Here is an 18525-nt window from a genome sequence, read left to right on the forward strand (position 1 = left end):
TTTTTGGTTTCTCTCTGGAATTTGTATTGCCTAGTTATTTCAATTTCCTTATGGAAACTGAAATAACTAACTAGATTCTCCACTCGATACCCATCACTTGCACTGAAAACACCCACCTAATGAGGTGAATCCCATGACTACTGCAACCGTCCTACAGCCGATACCCTTCAATACTGACAGGTCAATCATCTTCAATGTTGACCTTGAAGAAATCGACCTAGATCCATCCTTCCCTTATACGGGCTTCTTGTCCGTCACCCAACATTGGCATCATCCGCTTGAAGTGGAGCTATGGCCGCAACCTGAAGGGATGAGTGAACCTGAGCTTTTGTCTCAAGGCTTTTACCAGACCAGCGCTGTATTGAGTGGCGCAAGGCTCTATGTCCATCACACTCAAGTTGCTGAGTTTGTCGAAGCTCAAGACCTGTTTGACCACTCCCACCCTAACCCAGAGGCTAAGACCGTACACTACACAGCTCCCTTTGAGTTGCGGATATTGACGCCAGAGATATTCTTGTCATTTTTTGGCAACGAGAAGCCCAAGCCATCCAGCTCCAAGGCAATCCACCCGCTTCTGGTAGAGCCATCCAAGCAAATCCTAGAGAGAGTCGAAAGACTGGATCATTTGCGCGAGTCTGGTTTTCTCACCGAAGTCTTCAGACCTCACGAAGTTCTGAGGGTCTCTCTTTCCCACCTCGACCATACGCAGTTGCCGTGCTGCCTGGAGGGCGAGGCCAAGTCTCCGTCAAGAATTCTTATCTTTGGCAGTGAGCCATTTTTTCAGCTCAATGGCATCGAGACAACGATGGATATCCCGTGCCTATGGAATATCGTCAAAGGCTTACAGATGTGCTTTTGGGATTTTGACTACTTTGAATCATTTGGCAGCTTGGATGTCATCTATCTGCTTTGTCGATATTTCAATTGCACCCCGTTGTCTGGCCTTGCCAGTGGTTTTGATGCCCAGTTGGATTTGATGGATAACTGGGAATGGTCTAATCTGCCGGGTGCCGAATGGGATGTTTGTGCTTCCCTGATACCTGAAGAGGTGCGGGACGAAGTTGAGCGCATCTCGCAGGGTTGGAAGATTCGAGAGAAAGGGATTGAACAGGAAGTCAGCCTAGAAGTCGCTCCTGTAAGCGAGTCGGGTGAGGTGCAGCGATATTTGTACCTATCTGCTCAAGGCTGGGAAGAGCTGCATTCACCACACCCACTTGACTTGGAGGATTTACAGTTGCTGGTGGGTGTTCGGGGTCATCGGACGACTATCGAGTACTTGACTGATCGCATTTCAATGTCAGGTTTAGAAGTTGAGATTTTAATGGACGCCGAGGCCCGCACCAAAGGTCTAGAGCCTTATTGTCTGGACCCAAAAACCTTTGAAGCCTTGCCGGGGAATATTCTCATTGTCACTAGAGACGAAGGGCGTATAACTGGCTTTCCTAAAGAACGCATTGAGTGGTGCTTATCAGAGGTTTGCACCAGAGGGGATCTGCCTTATTACGGCACTCGAAAGACCACTAATTATTGCCGGGAAGAGGTTCTAGCAGCTTTCCAGGGTAGACCTCAATCGCGGCTCTCCCCGTCATCCGTCCAGGTTTACCACATCACACACAGATATCGGTATGACAAGCCATTGGATGCTTGCGTCAAGAGCGACCGCCCCCTGAAAGAACTGAAGGAAACCCTCTATTACTTGATTGAAATCGCGGCCATCATGCTTGAAGAGGATTTGTGCGGCCCACTTAAGTATGATGATTTATCCAGTGAATCTATCTGTTTTTTATTGCAGGAATACTATGATTTTGAGCTGTGCCCCTACCAAGATGGTGCAGTTGAGATAGACCTGTACTATCTCTGGGAGTTTGACGAGGATGTGCAACGGACCGATCCTGAAGGGGAACTGGAGTTGCATGAAAAGTATGGTCGATCTGGAGTGATTGATTGCATTGGGATGTTCATGAGGAATGAACTTGAATGTGATGGTAGTGGAAAAGTGGTTACAGAAAACCCGCCTGCTCTACCTCGTCGAAGTGATCAAGACACCCATGAGGTTGAATCCTATTTTCAGCGGTCTTGCACCAAGCTAGCTAGATGTTCTAGCAAGGCTGACAAAAAGATAATTTACCCCAAGCTGACCAATGCCACCCTCTACAGCATCCTGACCCCAGAGAACTTTTATCGATACCTCAAGGCACACGACCCTGACGAGTGCGCTGGCCTGTCGCAGTTTCTGCCGTCTCATCCCATCTCCTGTTTCCTCTCTGAGGCAATTAGAGACAGCTACGGGCAAGAGGGGAGTGTCGTCCTGTCCAAGCACTGGATCGGGTTTGATGAATTTCCACCCCTCATGCGCCGCTACACGATTTTGCTAATGCCTTGGGTCAAGCGGTTTAACAAACTCATTAATGCATTTAGTGGGGGCGAAGATGCTGAAGTGCCCGCTTACTATTGCCTCGAATCTCTAGCGATTGCGATAGGAGGTCCGCACCATGCAAACTAATCACACCAGCACCAGCACCCACCAGCTCCCACAGATAGACAAGGTACTGCTCCCCCACGAGGCCGCAGTGTTCCTGGGGCTGACCGAAGACAGCCTGATGAATGCAACCCTGCAAGGTAATTGCCCTGGTGCCTGCATCGATGGTCACTGGCGATTCAGCCAGCGAGGGCTAAGTAAGTACCTATTACAGCAGAAAAATCACGGGACGGGGATGCCGTGGCTAGATGAACATTACGGTCCTTATTGGCTGGATGACACTGTTGAAAGTAAGGCTAAGAAAATCATTGAGCGGTATCAGGCCGGGGAGCGATATTTCCCTTTGCTAGAAATTGAGGGTGGCAACTTCTCAGGGCTGGATCTGACGGGTATCGACTTTTGGGAGTCGAATCTGAAGGGGTCCAGCTTCAAGGGAGTAAATCTCAAGAATGCCATCTTTGTGGGCTGCAATTTAGAGTCAACCAGCTTTGCCGGGGCAGATCTGACGGATGCCGATTTCCGGTCTGCCTCGGTTAGGGGCAGCGACTTCAGGGGTGCAAACCTCAATCGCACGATATTCAGAGTTAGGAGTTGGCGAGGGGTGAACCTGGACGGAGCGCAGATCAGCCTTGCGAAGTTCTGAGGTGCAGAGAACCCACAACATCGAAACAAGGAAGAATCATCATGAACAGGCAAGAATTGATCCGTGAGCAATGGGAGTTTGACGGAGAGATAGGTAGTCTTGTTAACCAACCCAAGATCACCGCTCCTATTCCCCCATACTCCAGCCCCGAGATTCCAGACAATGCAATATTTTGGGCGGTTGAAATTGGCCTCAAATGCTGCAATAACCCAAAAACGAAATGGCTTTATTGCTGGACTCTCCCAGATGTCCATATTTTTGATCTGCTCGACGATATTGAGACTCAGACCATTAACGACAACGAAGAGATCAGGGAGTATATTTACCTCTCTCCAGAGGTGATCGAAGAAAACAAGGCTAAGTTGGCTATTGATGAGAAGGGCTGGCTTTTACCTGAATGATTCTGCGGACGAGAAAGCGCCTAAATCTCTACCTTAAACCAACCCATCCCTCCATCCACACTCCGCACAGTCCCAGTGAACTCGTGTCGGTGTTGCCTCCCTGATGGGCCTCTCACAGTTGGGTTTATTGGGGAATCTGGGGGATATCATTAGGTCTGAATATCACAGGTTGGAAATAACCCCCTCTGTTATTGCTATGTAGTGAGGTTACAAAAGTTTTTACGACTCCCTTGTAGAAGACCATACAGGGAGTCATTTGTATCAACGATTAATCCTCTTCAGCCATGAGTTTTAAATGAATATGCTTACGCCCCAATGCAATTTCAAGCTCATCTCCCGGTTGCAGTTCCATTTTCTTGGTGTAGGGACTTCCGATCATTAGATTGCCATTGGAATGTACGCTGGTACGAAAAGTGAGGTGACGTCCTCCCATCTTCTTGTTGCTCTTGCCATTTGCATCTAGGTCCATTCCTTCTGCGTCTAAGACGGCATTGAGGAAGGCCATGACGTTGATGCGTTCAGTGCCATCTTTAGCGACTTTAGAGTAGCCACAAGCTTTGGCTTTTTCTTCCCGAGTCAAATCGTTTAGGGTTTTCACTTTAGTCAATAGAGCTTGACCTGTTAAAGGCTTACTTTGTTTTTTAGTTTTCTTCGGCATCATTAAACCTCACTGCTTACTATTCCCTCAGATTGATTGTCAATTCCATAGATACTTTGTCCACACTAAGCTTAAGGTGTCGTGAAGGTGAGAACTGGCATGAAAAAATCAAGCAGTTCGCATGAAATGGTTGGATTAGAACAGATATCTCTTCTAAGAAAGAAACTAGCGATTATCCTTAGGTTTCATCATTATGAAGTTCTCCATAAACTTCCACTAGAAATTGCCACTAGAGCGATGACAAAAGCATGGGATGCTCCAATGTACCCGGAGAGAGTAGCGCTATATTGTAGCGAGGTTCCAACGACCATCATCCCCTCCCCCGAAGCGAGATTACAAGCCCATTTGAGAAAGTAAATACTTCTTGGAAGACTAGCGAGTATTGTCCTCTCTTCGAGATGAGGATGGCGTGACCAACTACCCAAATGTAAGCCTTGCGTCCTGCCAAGGTGAGGGGCATCATCAAAACAAACTGACAGTGTTATGGGTATCTGTCAGTTTGTTTTAGCGTTAGCATTGCGAATTGACAAGCCATACTATCCCAGTCTAACGAATTCCCCCAGTGCCTTGGACGCCCCTCTCAAGCCCTTACCTGGGAACATCTTGAGCCTGGGCTGTCATGGGGTGAGACTTTGGGGTGTCTGGGGTTTTTGCTGTTGTTGAGGTGATGGTTTGGTATTGTGGTTTGCGATCGCAATCTTGAGACCAAGACAACCTTCTGGCCTGGTCCTTGTTTGCTTGCATACTGATATCGAGTAGAAAAGCGTAGAATCCAGATGAAATAAAGGGCTGTTGACAAATCAGGCAATAAAAGCCCTTTCAGTTGACAAAAAAGGCTGTCAACCATAGTGATTTTGTCAACTATGACAGATCTGGCATCTGAGTTGGTTGCGTTCTTATCCTTGATACCAGGCTATGCTCCAGCCTCCTAACCTCGCTCCTTTCACTCTCAGACCGAGTGAGTGCATCGGTGGAAACACTTGAAACCCTTTTGTAGACTGAATTGCCATTTTTGTGGTTTTAGACTTCTATGCCCAAATACCGGAATTCTGGGGATTGATTACGACGAATCATCTTTGCGATCGCGCAAACGATACCACCACACCCAAGCTCTCTCGCACCTCCACCACCCGAATCACCATCAGGAGAACTGCGGGCCTACTGAAGCGCCAGAGGAGAACCCCAGAGTTTTCTAGGACAAGTCCGAGGGATGGGCTGGGGTTGTTGTTTGAGTTGAGTGATACGGGTTGTGGTGTCCTAGTATTCCATAAGTCGGAGTTGGTGACAGCAGTTATAGGTGAGAAGCTTGTTTGAGTATGTTGCTGAAGTCATGTATTTTGTCTCTGATCGTCATGCGGCAGCAGAATGGTATTCATGCTTGTTTGATATCGAGATTACCTGGTTGGAGAATTTGGAACACTTTTTTATAAGAGTTGGCGATCAAGAAGTATGGTTTCATCAATCAGATAGCAAAGTGCCATCAGGGGCAGCGGGACATGTTACCTATTGGCAGGTTACAGATTTTGATGTGGTACTTGAAAGAGCAATTCACTTGGGGGCAAAACTCTATCGAGGTCCATTGGATCGACAGGATGGGAATTATATGTGCCAAGTGATGGATCCTGACGGGAACTTGATTGGTCTAATTGGTCCAAGGTATGAAGACAATGGGGCCGGTGCAAGTATTTAGCGTCAGATCAGTTAATCAGACAATCTTATCTTGAGTTGATTTTGGTGATTCAGGGTCAGGGGTGTATTCGATTAAATCTCCTGGTGTAATTAACTCTTCTTCTTGGCGTAATTGATTGAGAGCATGGCAAAGCTTGTTTAATGTTTCTTCCGATAGCCTTGGCATACTTCTTTTACGAAGGTTGGAAACGGCAGTAGAACTGACCTTCATTGTTTCAGCCAGCTCTTTAGGACGAATACCGTGCCTAGCCATAATTTCGTTTAAACGCCACCGAATCAAAGTTTGAGCCACAGAACTGCCTGTCATGACTCTACAGCAAGTCATAGTCTTCATGATCTTTGGGCTTGAGGTTTAACAATCTAAGCTTAGCATAAATTTTTTTAATCTAGACCTTGATAATGTAAGCAAGAGATGCAATAATTTAAGTGTGAGTTAAAAACTCATTTCAACTAAATAAGTGAGTTCTACGAAGTGCTGGTTACACTGCTGAATGCCGCAGAGACAAAACCGAGGTAACGCTGGATTACGGTCTGATGCCCTCGGTGGATGAATTACACAATTTGAAAATTTTCCCTGAAAAGAGCCGCTGCCTTTCCCACCAAGAAAACTCAGCGGCTCTCCTTCTGCAAACCAATTACCAGAGGTAATACAGATGATTACTACATTAGCGCAACTTGAGAAACAGGTAGATGAGCAGATTACCGATCCTCTCTACCCTGAAGTGACCCTAGTCTGTGGTCAGGTCGAACATTGGCCCGGAGTCCGTGACGGTGGTGAACTTGAGGAAATCTATTTCATTGTCAAAAACCGAGTCGGTTCATTAGGTGATCGGCTCAGAGCTTGGGTGCTGTCCGAGTACGGTCCTAGCTCCAGGCTCGCAGACTGGCGAACGGTGCCAACATCCCGCCAGCTAAGAGCTGAGGCTGAATACGAAGACGAATTCTAACCCACCCACTACAGGGGCACCTCTTGCCCCTGCCCCGTCTCAGGTAAGTTCAGAGGACAATCTTATGACCACTACAGAAGCAACCCAAGCCCCCACTATCGCCCAACTCAATGACCGCTTTCGTCAAGGTGACCATACCCTAGGCCAGGTCTTCACCACTCAGCTTGTCCAGGCTCTCTCGTCAGTCGATCAACAGGAACTCTTTCGACTGGTCCGCACGTTCGATGACTTCACCCCAGAAAATGACCCTTATGGAGAGCATGACTTTGGCAGTGTGGAGTTTCAAGACGAAAAGTACTTTTTCAAGATTGATTATTACGACAAATCCTTGAAATACGGGTCAGAAGCTCCCCGTGATCCCAAGGTCACCACTAGGGTTCTGACGCTGATGCATTCAAGCGAATATTAGCCTCGCATTCCTCCGCACCCTGGCTTACGGGGTGAAGTGCTTTTCGTTTCTGATTGATACAATGATATTAACCAAGGAGCTTGCAATGACAGCATCTGAACCTGATCGACTTGACCGCATAGAAAGTACTCTAGAGACTGTTCTAGAGACAATTCAAAAGCTTGATGCAGATCTTCGCTCCACTAATGAGCAAGTCAAGAAATGGGATGGTCGGCTCTGGGGTCTGACCCTAGCCCTGATCAGCACTGCTTGGGCTGGCATCATTGGTGCAACCGCTGTGGTGATTACCCGTTCCTTGACTGGTAGCTAACCCTTATATCCCTCATCTCTTTATTTCAATATCTGCTGAGGACCCCGGCTGCTCCTGTCCGGGGTTTTTCCTGCTGAAATATTGGCGGGATATGTCCAAGCCTTGCAACCCAGTCAACACCCCCTCCCTCCCAAACCTTTCTCTTTCTTCTCTTTCTTTCCTCTTCTCCCCACGCCAACAGGCCCCTTGGTATCCCCGTCAAGGGCCTTCTTTAGGATTTCCGGAGGTATCCTTATGAAAATCCACGCTGCCAAAATCGAGGTCTGGAATGGCCGCTCCTTCCAGTTGATTGATTTCCAACAGGCCCAAACCCAGGAAAGCCTGGGGTCGGTCATCAGGGAGTACGTGGCTGCGATGGGGTTGCGGCTGGTGTATTGGAGTAAGGTTTGAGGCTGAGGTTGAGATACAGCGGATATTCCAGGAGAATTCTGTATGGATGTTTTAATCCTAGAAATACTCTCCATTCATCTCAAGGTTGGCGATGTCTTAGAGTTAGCTTTGATTGACAAGAAGTTCGCAACGGAGCAAATGATCGAAATCCCTATTGCTTGCAAGCTGGTAAAAAAGGATGCAATCGTTGTTCACTTCTACCACCATGAATTGGACTTAGACTTCAATACGGTAGACATACACTCCAAAAATGACCATCGGTATCTGACCATTCATAGTCTGAAGATTGTTGATCCTGAGAAAGGATATCTAGTCATTAATGAAGAGGGTGGAGCTGTTCGCTATCAAGTGGCATGGAAGAAAATATCGACTACTTACGAATAGAGTGAGCATCATATCCTTTCCCACCCCTCCTCCCCCAAACCTTCTCTTTTATTTCTTATCTTTTTTAATGCAGCCCCCTGGTATCCCCCACCAAGGGGCCCTTTTCATGATGCCCAGAGGCAATCCCATAAAGATGTACGTCGCCAAAATCGAAGTCTGGAATGGCCGCTCTTTCCAGTTGATTGATTTCCAGCAAGCCCAAACCCAGGAAAGCCTTGGGACGGTCATCAGAGAGTACGTTGCTGCGATGGGGTTGAGGTTGGTTTATTGGTGTAGGGTTTGAAGCGGAGATTATTAATGAGGCCGAGATTGCTACTCACCTGTCTTCAATCATCCGTAATCTGCAAAATGTTTTATACCGGGTGCTAAGTCATTTTCAAAAGAATGCCGAGAGCTTCTTCAAAAGAATGTCGAGCGTGAACATCATATTCACTCAATCGCTGCCCGAGTTCGTAGCAAGAACAGGTAGTCATTGCAAAGACTCTGCCATTTGCTGTTGTCTTGAAGCATTGCAGCGAATCGGTCACAAATCTTTGACCATTGACAAAATTAGGATGATTATTGATAACCCCAGAGATGACAACTGTGTTGCCAATTTTTAATTCAATCCAATCATCTAGCTTGAGTATTTGACCACCTTGCTGTGTCTGTAGGCTTTTGGGTTGATGAGATAAGCCTGTGACATCTTCCATGGTTTCGTTTACCCCGGATTGATACACACTTTTACTCTAGCTAGAGCAATAGAAGTTCGTCTTGCGTAATCTCACGGTATTTTCCTAAAGGGAAAAAAGAAACATTTCTCATCTGTCAAAAGCTTATTTCCAGCATCTGAGACCATCCTTGCTCAGGTCCGATAGTCTTCTGTTCCTGGAGACCACCCGATTCTGGCGGATGCGATCACTGGCGGTTCATTTGCAATCGCATCCACCTACAAGCTAGCTCAAATCATTTCCCTTACTTCACACCTATTAATTGATTTCACACCTATTAATTCCCCTGGCTGATTCGCTGGGGGTTTCGCATATCTGGAGAAAAACCTATGACCACTACTACCCTACCGACTTTGCCTCCTGTACCAGCTCCCCATCCAGAGAATGCCTGGTGTCAATTATCGATTGATCAAGCAATTGCATTTGCCAGTGCTGGACAACTGGACCCGGCAATCTTGATCTGGGGGTTCTCTCCCCAAGTGTTATCGGTGATTCCTCCTGATCTGCTGGCTGCTGCCAATGAGAGCTTGCCAGGGCTGATGGACGTATTAGAAGGAGCAGAGCAATGACACAAATACTAACTGCTAAGGTCAAATTTCCCGCTAAAGAATGGGATACCCAGCATGGGCCAAGACTCAATGCAAAAATCACACTCCCTGATGGAGAAGATAGGCTTTGTTGCATGAATCGCGTAAAGGCTAGATGAATTGCCTCTGCTCGTTATTCTTAAGCTTCAACCCAAACAGTCTCGGGTTTGGCGATCTGAATCATTCGATTGAGTGCCGCACACTGCAGGAGTAACTCAGTGGCTTGATTATCAAAGTTACGGGAACGTACCTGACCCCCAAAGATAGTTTTGAAGCGAAACATCGTCGTTTCAGCTAGAGACCGCCGGTGATAGCGGGCTTGTTTTTTCCACCTCTTTCGTCCCTGTGTTCGGATGGCTCTGAGATTTTGATCTCGTGGATGGGGTGGAGCATTGCAGTTTCCATGTTGCCAAATTTTGGCATTCTTCCTTGGGGGAATTGCAGCTGTGGCATTGCGCTCAATGAGGACATCATAGCAATGACTTTGGTCATAGGCTCCATCCGCAGAGACCTGTTCAATCTCATCGTCGATGCCTTCAAGGAGATCTTCAAACACTTCACCATCCTGAACGTCATTGGTTGTCACGACACCCGTGAGAATTTCTCCAGTGGACTCATCAACACTCAAGTGAAGTTTACGCCACGTCCGACGTTTGCTCACACCATGTTGCCTGGTTTTCCGTTAGTGTCCTGATTTATTCGCCATGGGCTGAGATAGCTGAAATGCTTTGATAATAGAGAATTCAGAGCACTCCTTTATGAACATTGCCCAACGCGAGCAGCAGATTATCCGCATCCAATCTCAAAGTTCCTATGCTTCTATTAACGAAGCCCTAGAATCAACCCTTCGTCTTGAAGCTAACCGAGTCACCCAGATTGCAGTAGAGTCAGCTCTAGACGAAGAAGTTCAAGCTTATCTATCAGAGATTCAAGGGGATCGACCTCGACGTTCAGGCTACTATCAACGGATCCTTGATACCCAGTACGGCAGGATTACTCAGCTGTCCGTTCCCAAACTACGGAAAGGGAATGCAGGCCGAGAGTGGCAGATTTTAGAGCGTTACCAACGAGCCCTTGGCAGCCTGCTAGAGTTTTGCCTAGGCCTGTATGTCATGGGCTTATCGCTTCGAGATCTGCAAGAAGCTCTCTATGAGATCCTGGGTGCAGTCTTATCCGTGAATGCCATTAACCGGATTACACTTAAAGCCCAGAAGCAGATGCTCCAAAGTCGTCAGACTCGTCTTGAGAAAACCCCTTTTATTTGATTGTTGATGGGGTTTGGGCGAGTGTTCAATGTGCGTCTGAAGACTTTTGGAAGACCAAGCTGGGCATATTCGGAAACTACGCCGTGCGGAAGACAGAGTCATCTTAGTGGCCATGGCGATATGGCCAAATGGGACACAAACTGTTCTCCATTATGAAATTGCTGTCCAAGAATCTGAGGCAGCTTGGCTACTGTTCTTTGAGCACCTACGGCAACGAGGATTGCAAACCCATTTGGTGAAGCTGATTGTGAGTGATGGCACCACTGGGCTACCTAAGGTAATTCGCGCTCTGTTTCCCCTCGCGCAACATCAACGGTGCATTACCCATAAGGTTCGAGCGATGCTCCGGCATTTGGGCTATGAGCAATTGCCACACCTGGATGCTCAAGGACAAGAACTGTCCCACTCTGAAGCCAAGAAGCTGCGGTATTCACAAATTAAACACGATGCCTATGCTATCTATAAAGCGCCAGACTGGGAAGAAGCTATTGTTGCGTTGCTCGTGTTTGCACAGAAATGGACAGACCTTGAACCCGATGCGGTCAGAACCTTTACCAAAGATTTTGCCCTGACCTTGAGTTTCTATGATTATGATGAGTCCATTCATTCGCTGATTCGTACTTCCAATGCGCTAGAACGGTTGTTCCGAGAATTCCGAACCAAAGCTGATGAGATTGGTGCTTTCCCCAATGAGGAGAGCTGTTTAGCGATTTTCTTCCTCGTCTCACGCAGAGATCATGCCAAGCATGATCGTCTCAATAACCATGGCGAATAAATCGGGACACTAACGGTTTTCCACTCTCCTTCACCATAGACTTTGACCCCTGTGCTATCGATAACGACGTGAATGGCACCTTGCTTAGGTATAACGGGCAATGAAATCGATAGCTGACCTTTGCGTCGAGAGACGGTGCTGTGGTCACAAACGGGAAGCTCAATTCCCATCAACTCAAACAATGAATTTAGAAATCCTTCGGTTTGACGCCCTGCTAACCCATAGATACATTTGACGGTCTCGAAGGTGGAGATTGCTGTATCGCTATAGGTCAGAGAGGCCCCCCGCTTTTGACTCGGTGTGGTTTCTAGCCAATGAACGATAGCTGATTGTTCGAGCCAGAAGGTTATACTTCCCCGCTGTTTGAGACCAGCGTTATACTCGGACCAGTTGCGGATTCGGTAACTCATGGGCTAGCGGTTTTTGGTGGTACATAAACTCTAGCCCACGCCTGATCCGCAACACCTATTCATGCAACAACGCCGAGAAGATATAAAGATTTGGGGTAATCCCGATGATGCAGCCTTGAAAGCTCTCCGCAAAGGTCAACCTGTTCAGGTCGCTAAGGATGCCAAAGGCAAGTACAGCCTGGTCGAGCAAGCCCCGGCTCCAGGTCAGTCCCCAGTGGTCGAGGCACCTCCTCTGGATACTGGGGAGTTGGAAGGAGAAGTGAAAAGTGCGATCGCAAGTTACATCACGAGTCGGGCTGATCTTTATGCGTTCTGTTTCAAACAGGCATCCAGAGCGCTAGGGGAGTCTGGAGTGAGTGAAGAAACGCTCAAATGTGCGGCTAGCACCTTGTTCATCTCTGCTCAGAAAAAGTTTGGAATATGAATCCGACCATCGACTGGCAAGCACTGAAAACCCTGACGGAATATTGCCGGGAGGATATCAAGGGCTTCTGCGAGGATGAGGGATTCTCGGTTTACCCTGGTCGCCTTCATCCTTTCCAAGCTCTGTTTCTCCGCAATCTCCTGTTGTGCAACTGGTCGGTACGCGAGGGGTATTTTGCTTATTACTGGCAGGCTCAGCAAGCTTTCGAATCTACCGGATGATGTCAGTGATTGCCAGTTGGCGAAATCTTGGATGGCCTGGTGTGAGGGGAGCTTGAAATAAAAAACAGCTTCGGTAAGGAGAAGCTGTCGAGATCCACTTTTTTGGTGAAGCGATGGAATTATCTATTCTCACCCTTCTATTAGTGAGGATGCCCCAATTGAAGCAAAGGATGACAAATTGGCATGGGAAAGGGCGACCTGGAGTATATTAGATCGCCCTCAAATGATTGCTGTTCATACAATCCCCAAGAAATCTAACATAGCCTGAAGTCTTCAAGCATCTTCAATAAAAAAAGGTAGCTAATCCAGAAAGCTACCTTTAGATAACTGATGAAATATAGTGCCCTTAGTATTCCCACTCTGAAAGCATTCCCGACATCCCAAGTCATAGAGCTACTGAGATATTTCTTGAAAAAAGGCGACTCTCATGCCTGAAAACCGCCTTTGACTATGAAATTCAGATGTTTCTCTCTCAAGGAACAACATAGCATGGTGCGCTCCCCTGGCCTGCCACGGCGATGTCATTAAGTCTTTTCTGGAGTGGAAGCACGAAGAAGCTTGCAGCTAGGGCTGTCTTGAATCAATTGAATTAATAAAGAGGCGATTCCAGCTAGTAAGAATCGCCTCAGTCGAAGTTAGAAATTTTCTATCTAGGAGAAATCTATCATGTTTACCCGTAATGTGCGGCGACTCTATCAGCCGTCCGTTAAACGATGCTGCGATTGTCACGAGTATAAAGTGGCGATTGCCTACCAAATCATTCCCTTGCATCGTACTGGTGGCAACCACATCTGGTGGCTATGCCGGGACTGTGGGGCATCACGAGGAATCCTTCCCACCCCAGAGTTGACTAGGAGATTGCAGCGACTGGAAGAAAAGGAACGCTCCGAGCAACGAGCAAAAGTTGTAACCCTTACCCCTCGCACTGCCGCTCTCTCCTCAAGGGCGTAAGACGTGGTTGTCTAGGCCGATGTCAGCCCAAGACTCACTTTGGAACAACTATCGAAGCTCTCAAAAAATCGCATCACTCAAACAGGAGATAAATCATGCCATGCCTTGAACCATTGACACCCATGATCGAGGTTCATGAGTTGAGGGAAGTGGGCCGTGATTGGATCGGTGGCTTGCAAGGATGCTATGCCCTCGGTCATTTTGATCCAGTTTCGTTTGCTCAGACCGTCAATCCCGATTGTCCTGCTGAAGCTCATCAGGTTCGCCATGAGTACTGGATGGAGTACTTCCTAGAACCAGACGGAGATTGCATCTGCTTTAGGAAGTGCAATGCAGATATTGAGGGTGCATTTGCCGTTACCTATCTCGAAATTGAAGGGTAACCACAACCCAAATTAGCTAATTGAATATTGGAGGAAAATCCCATGCGCGATTTAGTGTACTCGCCTCAGCATCATCTGGTGTACTTCCTCGGAACACTCAGGAGACAAAACGGCACCCGTCTCAAGGTGTTCTCAACAGTCTCCAGACAACACGTTCTGATGATATCCAAGGACAAATCCGGGAAGTGGAGTAAGAACTTCACCACAGTCAAAATCACGGATTTACGTCCTGCTGTCCGACTCAAATTGTGCTGTTAGGGGGTGAGGATATGAATGATTTGTTTATTCAAAACGGGGATGGCCTCTACCTCCCCCAGCAATCCACCTATCATCAACGACAGTCTGGGCTATTGCTCCCCAAACGTGACTATGACACTCCAATTACCATTGACCTATTTTGTGGCTGTGGCGGTTTCAGTCTGGGGATGATCGAGGGTGGCTTTCAAGTGGTGGCCGCAGTTGAAAAGGATGCCAATGCAGCACTAACTTATCTTGCCAATCTGGGGGCTTATCCCTTGGATATGAATTTTGTGGCAGACAAAGATGAGGCCAAATTCACGAAGCTACTTGAGCAAATCATGCAGGTTGATAAGGACGGTGGTATTGCTCAATGTTTCCTATCGGGCCAGCATCGGCCCCCAGAGCGTACCGGTGTGGAGCATTTTTGGCTGGGTGACATTCGGCAGCTTTCAGGAAAGCAAATCCTAGATGCCATTGGCGTGGAAGTTGGTGAAGTCGATTGTGTCTTTGGTGGCCCACCTTGCCAAGGCTTTTCAATCGCAGGTAAGCGACAGGTCCTCGATCCACGCAATAGCCTGATCTTTGAATTCGCCCGCATGATTTTGGAGATTCGACCCAAGACCTTTGTGATGGAGAACGTACCAGGAATTCTCAGTATGGTGACTCCTGAAGGCGTCCCGGTGATAGATGCCTTTTGCCGGGTCATCGCGGATGGGGGATTCTCAACCTACGATGCTCTTCGTAAATCCTTGCATCAGCAAGCAGAAGCATTTGGGGGTATTCATCAAACGAGTCCAGCGAAAAAGCCCAAAAGAAAGAATCCCGAATCAGATCCTCAACCACAATTGTCGTTATTTGAGTGAGGTTGATCATGATTGCTGTCCAAACAGCCCTACCTCTTAAACTTCCGCAAACTGGCCAAGCCAAGACGACTGAACAACGCCAGTCCTTTGAACGGATTCTCGTTGATCTTCGCCAGGAAGCAGCGGAGATACTTGCAATTGCAAATCAGATATTCCAGCAATCCTGGCAGCGTTTACAGGAAGTGCCCACACCACAAATGGGATCTGCGGTGAAGGCATACCACCGGGCAAAAGGTATCGTCATTCCCCAAACCATTCACTCTGGCCCAACCTCCAGCAAACCCAGTCGCCCCTATCAACCTTGGCCCCTGGAGCGGAAGCACCGAGAACGCATTCGACGAATGCGGGTACGGGCACAGAAAAAATACTCCATCTTCAGTTTGCAATTTGATTTCATCCAATCCGAGCTTGTGAGATTACCTCATTATTTCGGTGTTTGTCCGCTTCCTGGTGAAGTGAGTTGCACCTTGAATCTCCAAGATTTACTGCCGAATTCTGCAATTGAGCGAGAAAAACAGCTTCGAGCGCAAGAGGGGTAAACCAGTTCTGGTTAGCCCTCAGCACAGAATACTCAACGCCCATCCTCTTTGCCTGGAATTCCTATCAGATTCACATTTTTAAGACCACAAATCATTTCAGTTTCTAGCTGGAATTTGAAAATTTAGGAGGCAATTATGGATGCCTACACCCTTGTCTGGTGGCTGCTCTGGCAGTCTCTCTATTTCGGAATGTTCCTATACTTCTTCCTCAGTGATGCCTTGAGGAGTCATCCATGAAAACTAAGTACGCACCAACCGATAAGCGTGGTCAGCAGAAGCTTGCCATCACGCTCAATCTTATTCCGAATACCCCACCCCTCCCCGTGGGTGCATTCTCCCTGATTGTGGTTGATCCGCCTTGGAGCTACCATCTCCGGGAATCCGACAAAACCCACCGTGGACGGTGCCCTTATCCCTCGATGACGGATGAGGAGATTGTAGCGATGCCTGTAAGTTCGATTGCGGCTCCTGATTCTTATCTGCTGTTGTGGACAACAAACAACCATCTACCATTAGCCTTCAAAGTCATGGAGTCCTGGGGATTTGAGTACAAAGCCATACATACGTGGGTTAAGACGACATTGGACAGGTCCAAGATTCGTTACGGCGTAGGACATTACGGTCGAAATGCAACTGAACACGTTCTCATAGGCCGCAAAGGCAAGGCTAAAACCTTTACGGCTCTTGGATTGACTAATATTCCCACCGCATTCCAGGCTCCCCTTGGTCAGCACTCTCAAAAGCCTGAAGAGTTTTACCAGATGGCGGATCGGCTAGGTGATGCCTTGGGCGGTCAGCGGATTGAGTTGTTCTCTCGGTGTCCTCGTCCGGGTTGGGAGAGCTGGGGAGCGGAGGCATAGGGATGACAGGGATGAAGCAAGCCTGATAAAAATTTTTGGAGAAACAGAGATGACTACTATCGAATGGACCGATCACACTATCAACTGCTTAGTGGGTTGCACAAAGGTTAGAGCCAAAGGTGCAAAAAGCAGCGGTTGTGAACATTGCTATGCGGCCAGGGCTTCCAAGTCAGGACGACTGCAACAGTTCCCCCAGTACCATGGTGTTGTCGATGAGAAGGGCAACTGGACAGGTCAGGTGAATTTTGTCCCAGAGCAGTTGGAGAAACTGTTCAAGTTCCGCAAGCCGACCAAGGTATTTATGCCATCGATGTCAGACCCGTTTCACTCAGCCGTAAAAGACGAGTGGCTGGATCAGATTTTTGCTGCAATCGCACTCAATCCCAAGGTCACAATTCAGATGCTGACCAAGCGGCCAAAACGAATGCGGGACTATCTCAGGAGTGCCAAAAACAGAATCCGCATTGCCGCTGTCGATAAGGGTCGATCCGCCAATATCAACCACAAGGTATTAGCCGACCTTGAATCGTGTCAGTGGGATTGGCCGCTCCCCAATCTCTGGTTAGGTGTATCAGTTGAGAACCAAAAAGCAGCAGACGAGCGGATTCCTTTGCTCGGGCAAACGCCAGCCGCTATCCGTTTTTTGAGTTGTGAGCCGTTGTTGGAAGCAGTAAACCTCAATCTAACAGAATCACCCCTGAGCTAGTGCATCACCGGAGGTGAGTCTGGCCCTGGCGCTCGGCCTTGTGATGTGGCTTGGATTCGCTCAATCCGAGACCAGTGCAAATCAGCAGATGTCCCAGTGTTCATCAAGCAGCTTGGCAGCAAGCCTGTAGGAGTTCCCAAGCTCCGTTCTGCGAAGGGTGGGGATGCCGAAGAATGGCCGGGGGATCTTCGAGTGCGGGAGTTTCCTGAGTTCGGTTGATGTAGGTGACAGTGGATGAAGAGAGAATACATTCAAGGTTGGCGAGTTGGCATTACGGAGCATCCTGGCAGGCAAGAGCTGGAGATTCAGGGGCCAGGGGAGCTGCATATTGTGATTCGGAAGTTCAAACCTTCTAACTTTTACCAAGAGAACTACATCGGCTATATGGAAGATGGGGGTTTTGATGAAGTCTTGATCTGCACCTATATATGTCCAGGAGGAACCAGTCTCTATCAAGAAGATGCCTGGCAGCAAAATAGTGATATCAACCTTGAAATTTTTTATCTGAGTGAACCCCCACATGCCTACTTGTACATTGGCTGTGCCCACTGGTTTATTCCGGTGGCGTTTACAGAGAAACTTTTCAGCGTATTCCAGACAGGCGAGGTCAATGCTTGTCCAGGTTGGACAGCGGGTTAGCAAAGTTCTTCACTTGCCTCTATCTGGCGTCTTATGAGAAATGATTCAGCATCTGCGCTCCCTCAATGCTCAAATCCAAAACATTGTTCAAAATAGAAGAAAGGATATCAATTCAGGCTAATGTATCTTCCCAAGATTTAGAGGAGAGAGCCATGAGCGAGTATGGCGATTTTAATAATCATATTCCTACACCCCAGCTTGACCCTCTGCGTGTGGGAGAAGTCATGGGTTCGGATGCATTCTCCGTGGGAGATTGGGCGTTACTCAGGACTTGGGAGAATAAGCCTGTTAAGGTGACGAGTCTTCATCAAGACCTTATTTTCGTAGATCGAGGGAGAGGAGAGAGTCTTGAGGGAACCCTCGCAAATCATTATCCATCAGAGCTGGGCTACCCCTTGGATCATCGGTTTTGGAGTCTACATCAGAAGAAAAGTTATCTACGATGTCATTTTGACCGTAGGCTTCTCAAACGATGGGAGAAAACTTCTAAAGTCTTCGATCACATATCTGATGTCCTCAAAGCTTTCCTTGTAGGAGCAATGGTTAGTATATTTGCTCTGATGATTTTTGGGTTTTGGTCGTATAACAAGATTTCCGGTCGGCTCAATAATGTATTCAATAATTCATCAAGCCAATAATTCC

At 47.7% G+C, this 18525-nt stretch carries 28 protein-coding genes and 3 pseudogenes; 25 read left to right on the top strand and 6 right to left on the bottom strand.

Annotated elements, in window-relative coordinates; translation table 11 throughout:
• Nucleotides 1–133 precede the first annotated feature (133 nt).
• The 3 genes from ON05_RS34025 to ON05_RS34035 are packed head-to-tail and all read left to right on the top strand — an operon-like array spanning nucleotide 134 to nucleotide 3523.
• Nucleotides 134–2503, top strand: coding sequence for a hypothetical protein (locus ON05_RS34025; RefSeq protein ID WP_010468322.1), 2370 nt, complete (start codon nucleotides 134–136; stop codon nucleotides 2501–2503).
• The gene (locus ON05_RS34030) at nucleotides 2493–3122 is read left to right on the top strand and encodes a pentapeptide repeat-containing protein (protein WP_262562607.1); all 630 of its coding nucleotides are present in this window, start codon (nucleotides 2493–2495) and stop codon (nucleotides 3120–3122) included. The genes ON05_RS34025 and ON05_RS34030 overlap by 11 nt, the downstream gene beginning before the upstream one ends.
• Before the next feature lie 41 nt (nucleotides 3123–3163).
• Nucleotides 3164–3523: a hypothetical protein gene (locus ON05_RS34035; protein WP_010481986.1), complete on the top strand. Its 360-nt coding sequence runs from the start codon at nucleotides 3164–3166 to the stop codon at nucleotides 3521–3523.
• Nucleotides 3524–3791: 268 nt separating this feature from the next.
• Here ON05_RS34035 and ON05_RS34040 read toward each other — a convergent pair whose 3' ends face one another.
• A complete protein-coding gene (locus ON05_RS34040) occupies nucleotides 3792–4184 on the bottom strand; it encodes an AbrB family transcriptional regulator (protein WP_010481985.1) in 393 nt (130 codons plus the stop codon).
• 585 nt (nucleotides 4185–4769) lie between these two features.
• A complete protein-coding gene (locus ON05_RS34045) occupies nucleotides 4770–4925 on the bottom strand; it encodes a hypothetical protein (protein ID WP_175307312.1) in 156 nt (51 codons plus the stop codon).
• Between the two features lie 270 nt (nucleotides 4926–5195).
• On the opposite strand from ON05_RS34045, the gene ON05_RS34050 reads away from it, so the two are divergent.
• Together ON05_RS34050 and ON05_RS34055 are read left to right on the top strand one after the other, a co-directional pair.
• Nucleotides 5196–5495 carry a hypothetical protein gene (locus tag ON05_RS34050; RefSeq protein ID WP_029315875.1) on the top strand — a complete coding sequence of 100 codons (300 nt, stop codon included), beginning with the start codon at nucleotides 5196–5198 and terminating at the stop codon, nucleotides 5493–5495.
• A complete protein-coding gene (locus ON05_RS34055) occupies nucleotides 5479–5871 on the top strand; it encodes a VOC family protein (protein WP_236619201.1) in 393 nt (130 codons plus the stop codon). The genes ON05_RS34050 and ON05_RS34055 overlap by 17 nt, the downstream gene beginning before the upstream one ends.
• A gap of 15 nt (nucleotides 5872–5886) precedes the next feature.
• Here the strand turns inward: ON05_RS34055 and ON05_RS34060 are convergent, their stop codons facing one another.
• On the bottom strand, nucleotides 5887–6195 hold the full coding sequence (locus ON05_RS34060; RefSeq protein ID WP_262562608.1) for a helix-turn-helix transcriptional regulator: 309 nt from the start codon (nucleotides 6193–6195) through the stop codon (nucleotides 5887–5889).
• Between the two features lie 328 nt (nucleotides 6196–6523).
• On the opposite strand from ON05_RS34060, the gene ON05_RS34065 reads away from it, so the two are divergent.
• The 6 genes from ON05_RS34065 (at nucleotide 6524) to ON05_RS34090 (ending at nucleotide 8593) form a co-directional block, all read left to right on the top strand.
• Nucleotides 6524–6817 (top strand): hypothetical protein, encoded by a 294-nt coding sequence (locus ON05_RS34065; protein ID WP_010481974.1) that lies wholly within the window; start codon nucleotides 6524–6526, stop codon nucleotides 6815–6817.
• 64 nt (nucleotides 6818–6881) lie between these two features.
• Complete coding sequence (locus tag ON05_RS34070) at nucleotides 6882–7226, top strand: DUF3768 domain-containing protein (protein WP_010481972.1); 345 nt, start codon at nucleotides 6882–6884, stop codon at nucleotides 7224–7226.
• 85 nt (nucleotides 7227–7311) lie between these two features.
• Entirely contained in the window at nucleotides 7312–7536 is a 225-nt protein-coding gene (locus tag ON05_RS34075; RefSeq protein WP_010481971.1) for a hypothetical protein, read from the top strand.
• Nucleotides 7537–7770: 234 nt separating this feature from the next.
• Entirely contained in the window at nucleotides 7771–7926 is a 156-nt protein-coding gene (locus ON05_RS34080; RefSeq protein WP_010481970.1) for a hypothetical protein, read from the top strand.
• Nucleotides 7927–7968: 42 nt separating this feature from the next.
• Nucleotides 7969–8310: a hypothetical protein gene (locus ON05_RS34085; RefSeq protein WP_010481968.1), complete on the top strand. Its 342-nt coding sequence runs from the start codon at nucleotides 7969–7971 to the stop codon at nucleotides 8308–8310.
• Nucleotides 8311–8416: 106 nt separating this feature from the next.
• Complete coding sequence (locus ON05_RS34090) at nucleotides 8417–8593, top strand: hypothetical protein (protein ID WP_262562655.1); 177 nt, start codon at nucleotides 8417–8419, stop codon at nucleotides 8591–8593.
• A gap of 82 nt (nucleotides 8594–8675) precedes the next feature.
• Here the strand turns inward: ON05_RS34090 and ON05_RS34095 are convergent, their stop codons facing one another.
• Nucleotides 8676–9002 carry a hypothetical protein gene (locus ON05_RS34095; RefSeq protein ID WP_010481964.1) on the bottom strand — a complete coding sequence of 109 codons (327 nt, stop codon included), beginning with the start codon at nucleotides 9000–9002 and terminating at the stop codon, nucleotides 8676–8678.
• A 347-nt stretch (nucleotides 9003–9349) separates the two neighbouring features.
• Between ON05_RS34095 and ON05_RS34100 the strand changes: the two genes are divergently transcribed.
• Complete coding sequence (locus tag ON05_RS34100; protein WP_010481963.1) at nucleotides 9350–9589, top strand: hypothetical protein; 240 nt, start codon at nucleotides 9350–9352, stop codon at nucleotides 9587–9589.
• A gap of 157 nt (nucleotides 9590–9746) precedes the next feature.
• Here the strand turns inward: ON05_RS34100 and ON05_RS34105 are convergent.
• Nucleotides 9747–10286: pseudogene (locus ON05_RS34105) on the bottom strand (IS5 family transposase); the annotation flags it as partial.
• Nucleotides 10287–10365: 79 nt separating this feature from the next.
• Here ON05_RS34105 and ON05_RS34110 point away from each other — a divergent pair.
• Complete coding sequence (locus ON05_RS34110) at nucleotides 10366–10872, top strand: transposase (protein ID WP_262561927.1); 507 nt, start codon at nucleotides 10366–10368, stop codon at nucleotides 10870–10872.
• Nucleotides 10873–10918: 46 nt separating this feature from the next.
• On the top strand, nucleotides 10919–11647 hold the full coding sequence (locus ON05_RS34115) for a transposase (RefSeq protein WP_262562609.1): 729 nt from the start codon (nucleotides 10919–10921) through the stop codon (nucleotides 11645–11647).
• Between the two features lie 14 nt (nucleotides 11648–11661).
• On the opposite strand, the pseudogene ON05_RS34120 reads toward ON05_RS34115, so the two are convergent.
• A pseudogene (locus ON05_RS34120) lies at nucleotides 11662–12057 on the bottom strand (transposase); the annotation flags it as partial.
• Between the two features lie 61 nt (nucleotides 12058–12118).
• On the opposite strand from ON05_RS34120, the gene ON05_RS34125 reads away from it, so the two are divergent.
• The 11 genes and pseudogenes from ON05_RS34125 to ON05_RS34180 all read left to right on the top strand — a co-directional run bounded on the left by ON05_RS34125 (nucleotide 12119) and on the right by ON05_RS34180 (nucleotide 18521).
• The gene (locus ON05_RS34125; RefSeq protein ID WP_010482665.1) at nucleotides 12119–12481 is read left to right on the top strand and encodes a hypothetical protein; all 363 of its coding nucleotides are present in this window, start codon (nucleotides 12119–12121) and stop codon (nucleotides 12479–12481) included.
• Nucleotides 12478–12702 carry a hypothetical protein gene (locus tag ON05_RS34130; RefSeq protein WP_010481903.1) on the top strand — a complete coding sequence of 75 codons (225 nt, stop codon included), beginning with the start codon at nucleotides 12478–12480 and terminating at the stop codon, nucleotides 12700–12702. Before ON05_RS34125 ends, ON05_RS34130 begins: the two co-directional genes overlap by 4 nt.
• A gap of 666 nt (nucleotides 12703–13368) precedes the next feature.
• Nucleotides 13369–13653 carry a hypothetical protein gene (locus ON05_RS34135; RefSeq protein ID WP_139026212.1) on the top strand — a complete coding sequence of 95 codons (285 nt, stop codon included), beginning with the start codon at nucleotides 13369–13371 and terminating at the stop codon, nucleotides 13651–13653.
• Nucleotides 13654–13748: 95 nt separating this feature from the next.
• Complete coding sequence (locus ON05_RS34140; protein WP_010481900.1) at nucleotides 13749–14036, top strand: hypothetical protein; 288 nt, start codon at nucleotides 13749–13751, stop codon at nucleotides 14034–14036.
• Between the two features lie 42 nt (nucleotides 14037–14078).
• Nucleotides 14079–14294, top strand: coding sequence for a hypothetical protein (locus ON05_RS34145; RefSeq protein WP_175307309.1), 216 nt, complete (start codon nucleotides 14079–14081; stop codon nucleotides 14292–14294).
• Between the two features lie 11 nt (nucleotides 14295–14305).
• On the top strand, nucleotides 14306–15139 hold the full coding sequence (locus tag ON05_RS38900; protein WP_010481898.1) for a DNA cytosine methyltransferase: 834 nt from the start codon (nucleotides 14306–14308) through the stop codon (nucleotides 15137–15139).
• A gap of 8 nt (nucleotides 15140–15147) precedes the next feature.
• A complete protein-coding gene (locus ON05_RS34155; protein WP_010481896.1) occupies nucleotides 15148–15678 on the top strand; it encodes a hypothetical protein in 531 nt (176 codons plus the stop codon).
• A 233-nt stretch (nucleotides 15679–15911) separates the two neighbouring features.
• Nucleotides 15912–16538: an MT-A70 family methyltransferase gene (locus ON05_RS34160; RefSeq protein ID WP_010481894.1), complete on the top strand. Its 627-nt coding sequence runs from the start codon at nucleotides 15912–15914 to the stop codon at nucleotides 16536–16538.
• A gap of 49 nt (nucleotides 16539–16587) precedes the next feature.
• A pseudogene (locus ON05_RS34165) lies at nucleotides 16588–17463 on the top strand (DUF5131 family protein).
• A gap of 15 nt (nucleotides 17464–17478) precedes the next feature.
• Nucleotides 17479–17883, top strand: coding sequence for a hypothetical protein (locus tag ON05_RS34175; RefSeq protein WP_010481889.1), 405 nt, complete (start codon nucleotides 17479–17481; stop codon nucleotides 17881–17883).
• A 152-nt stretch (nucleotides 17884–18035) separates the two neighbouring features.
• Nucleotides 18036–18521 carry a hypothetical protein gene (locus ON05_RS34180; protein WP_039782328.1) on the top strand — a complete coding sequence of 162 codons (486 nt, stop codon included), beginning with the start codon at nucleotides 18036–18038 and terminating at the stop codon, nucleotides 18519–18521.
• Nucleotides 18522–18525 lie beyond the last annotated feature (4 nt).

The sequence above is a fragment of the Acaryochloris sp. CCMEE 5410 genome, assembly GCF_000238775.2.
In the GTDB taxonomy this organism is placed as follows: Bacteria; Cyanobacteriota; Cyanobacteriia; order Thermosynechococcales; family Thermosynechococcaceae; genus Acaryochloris.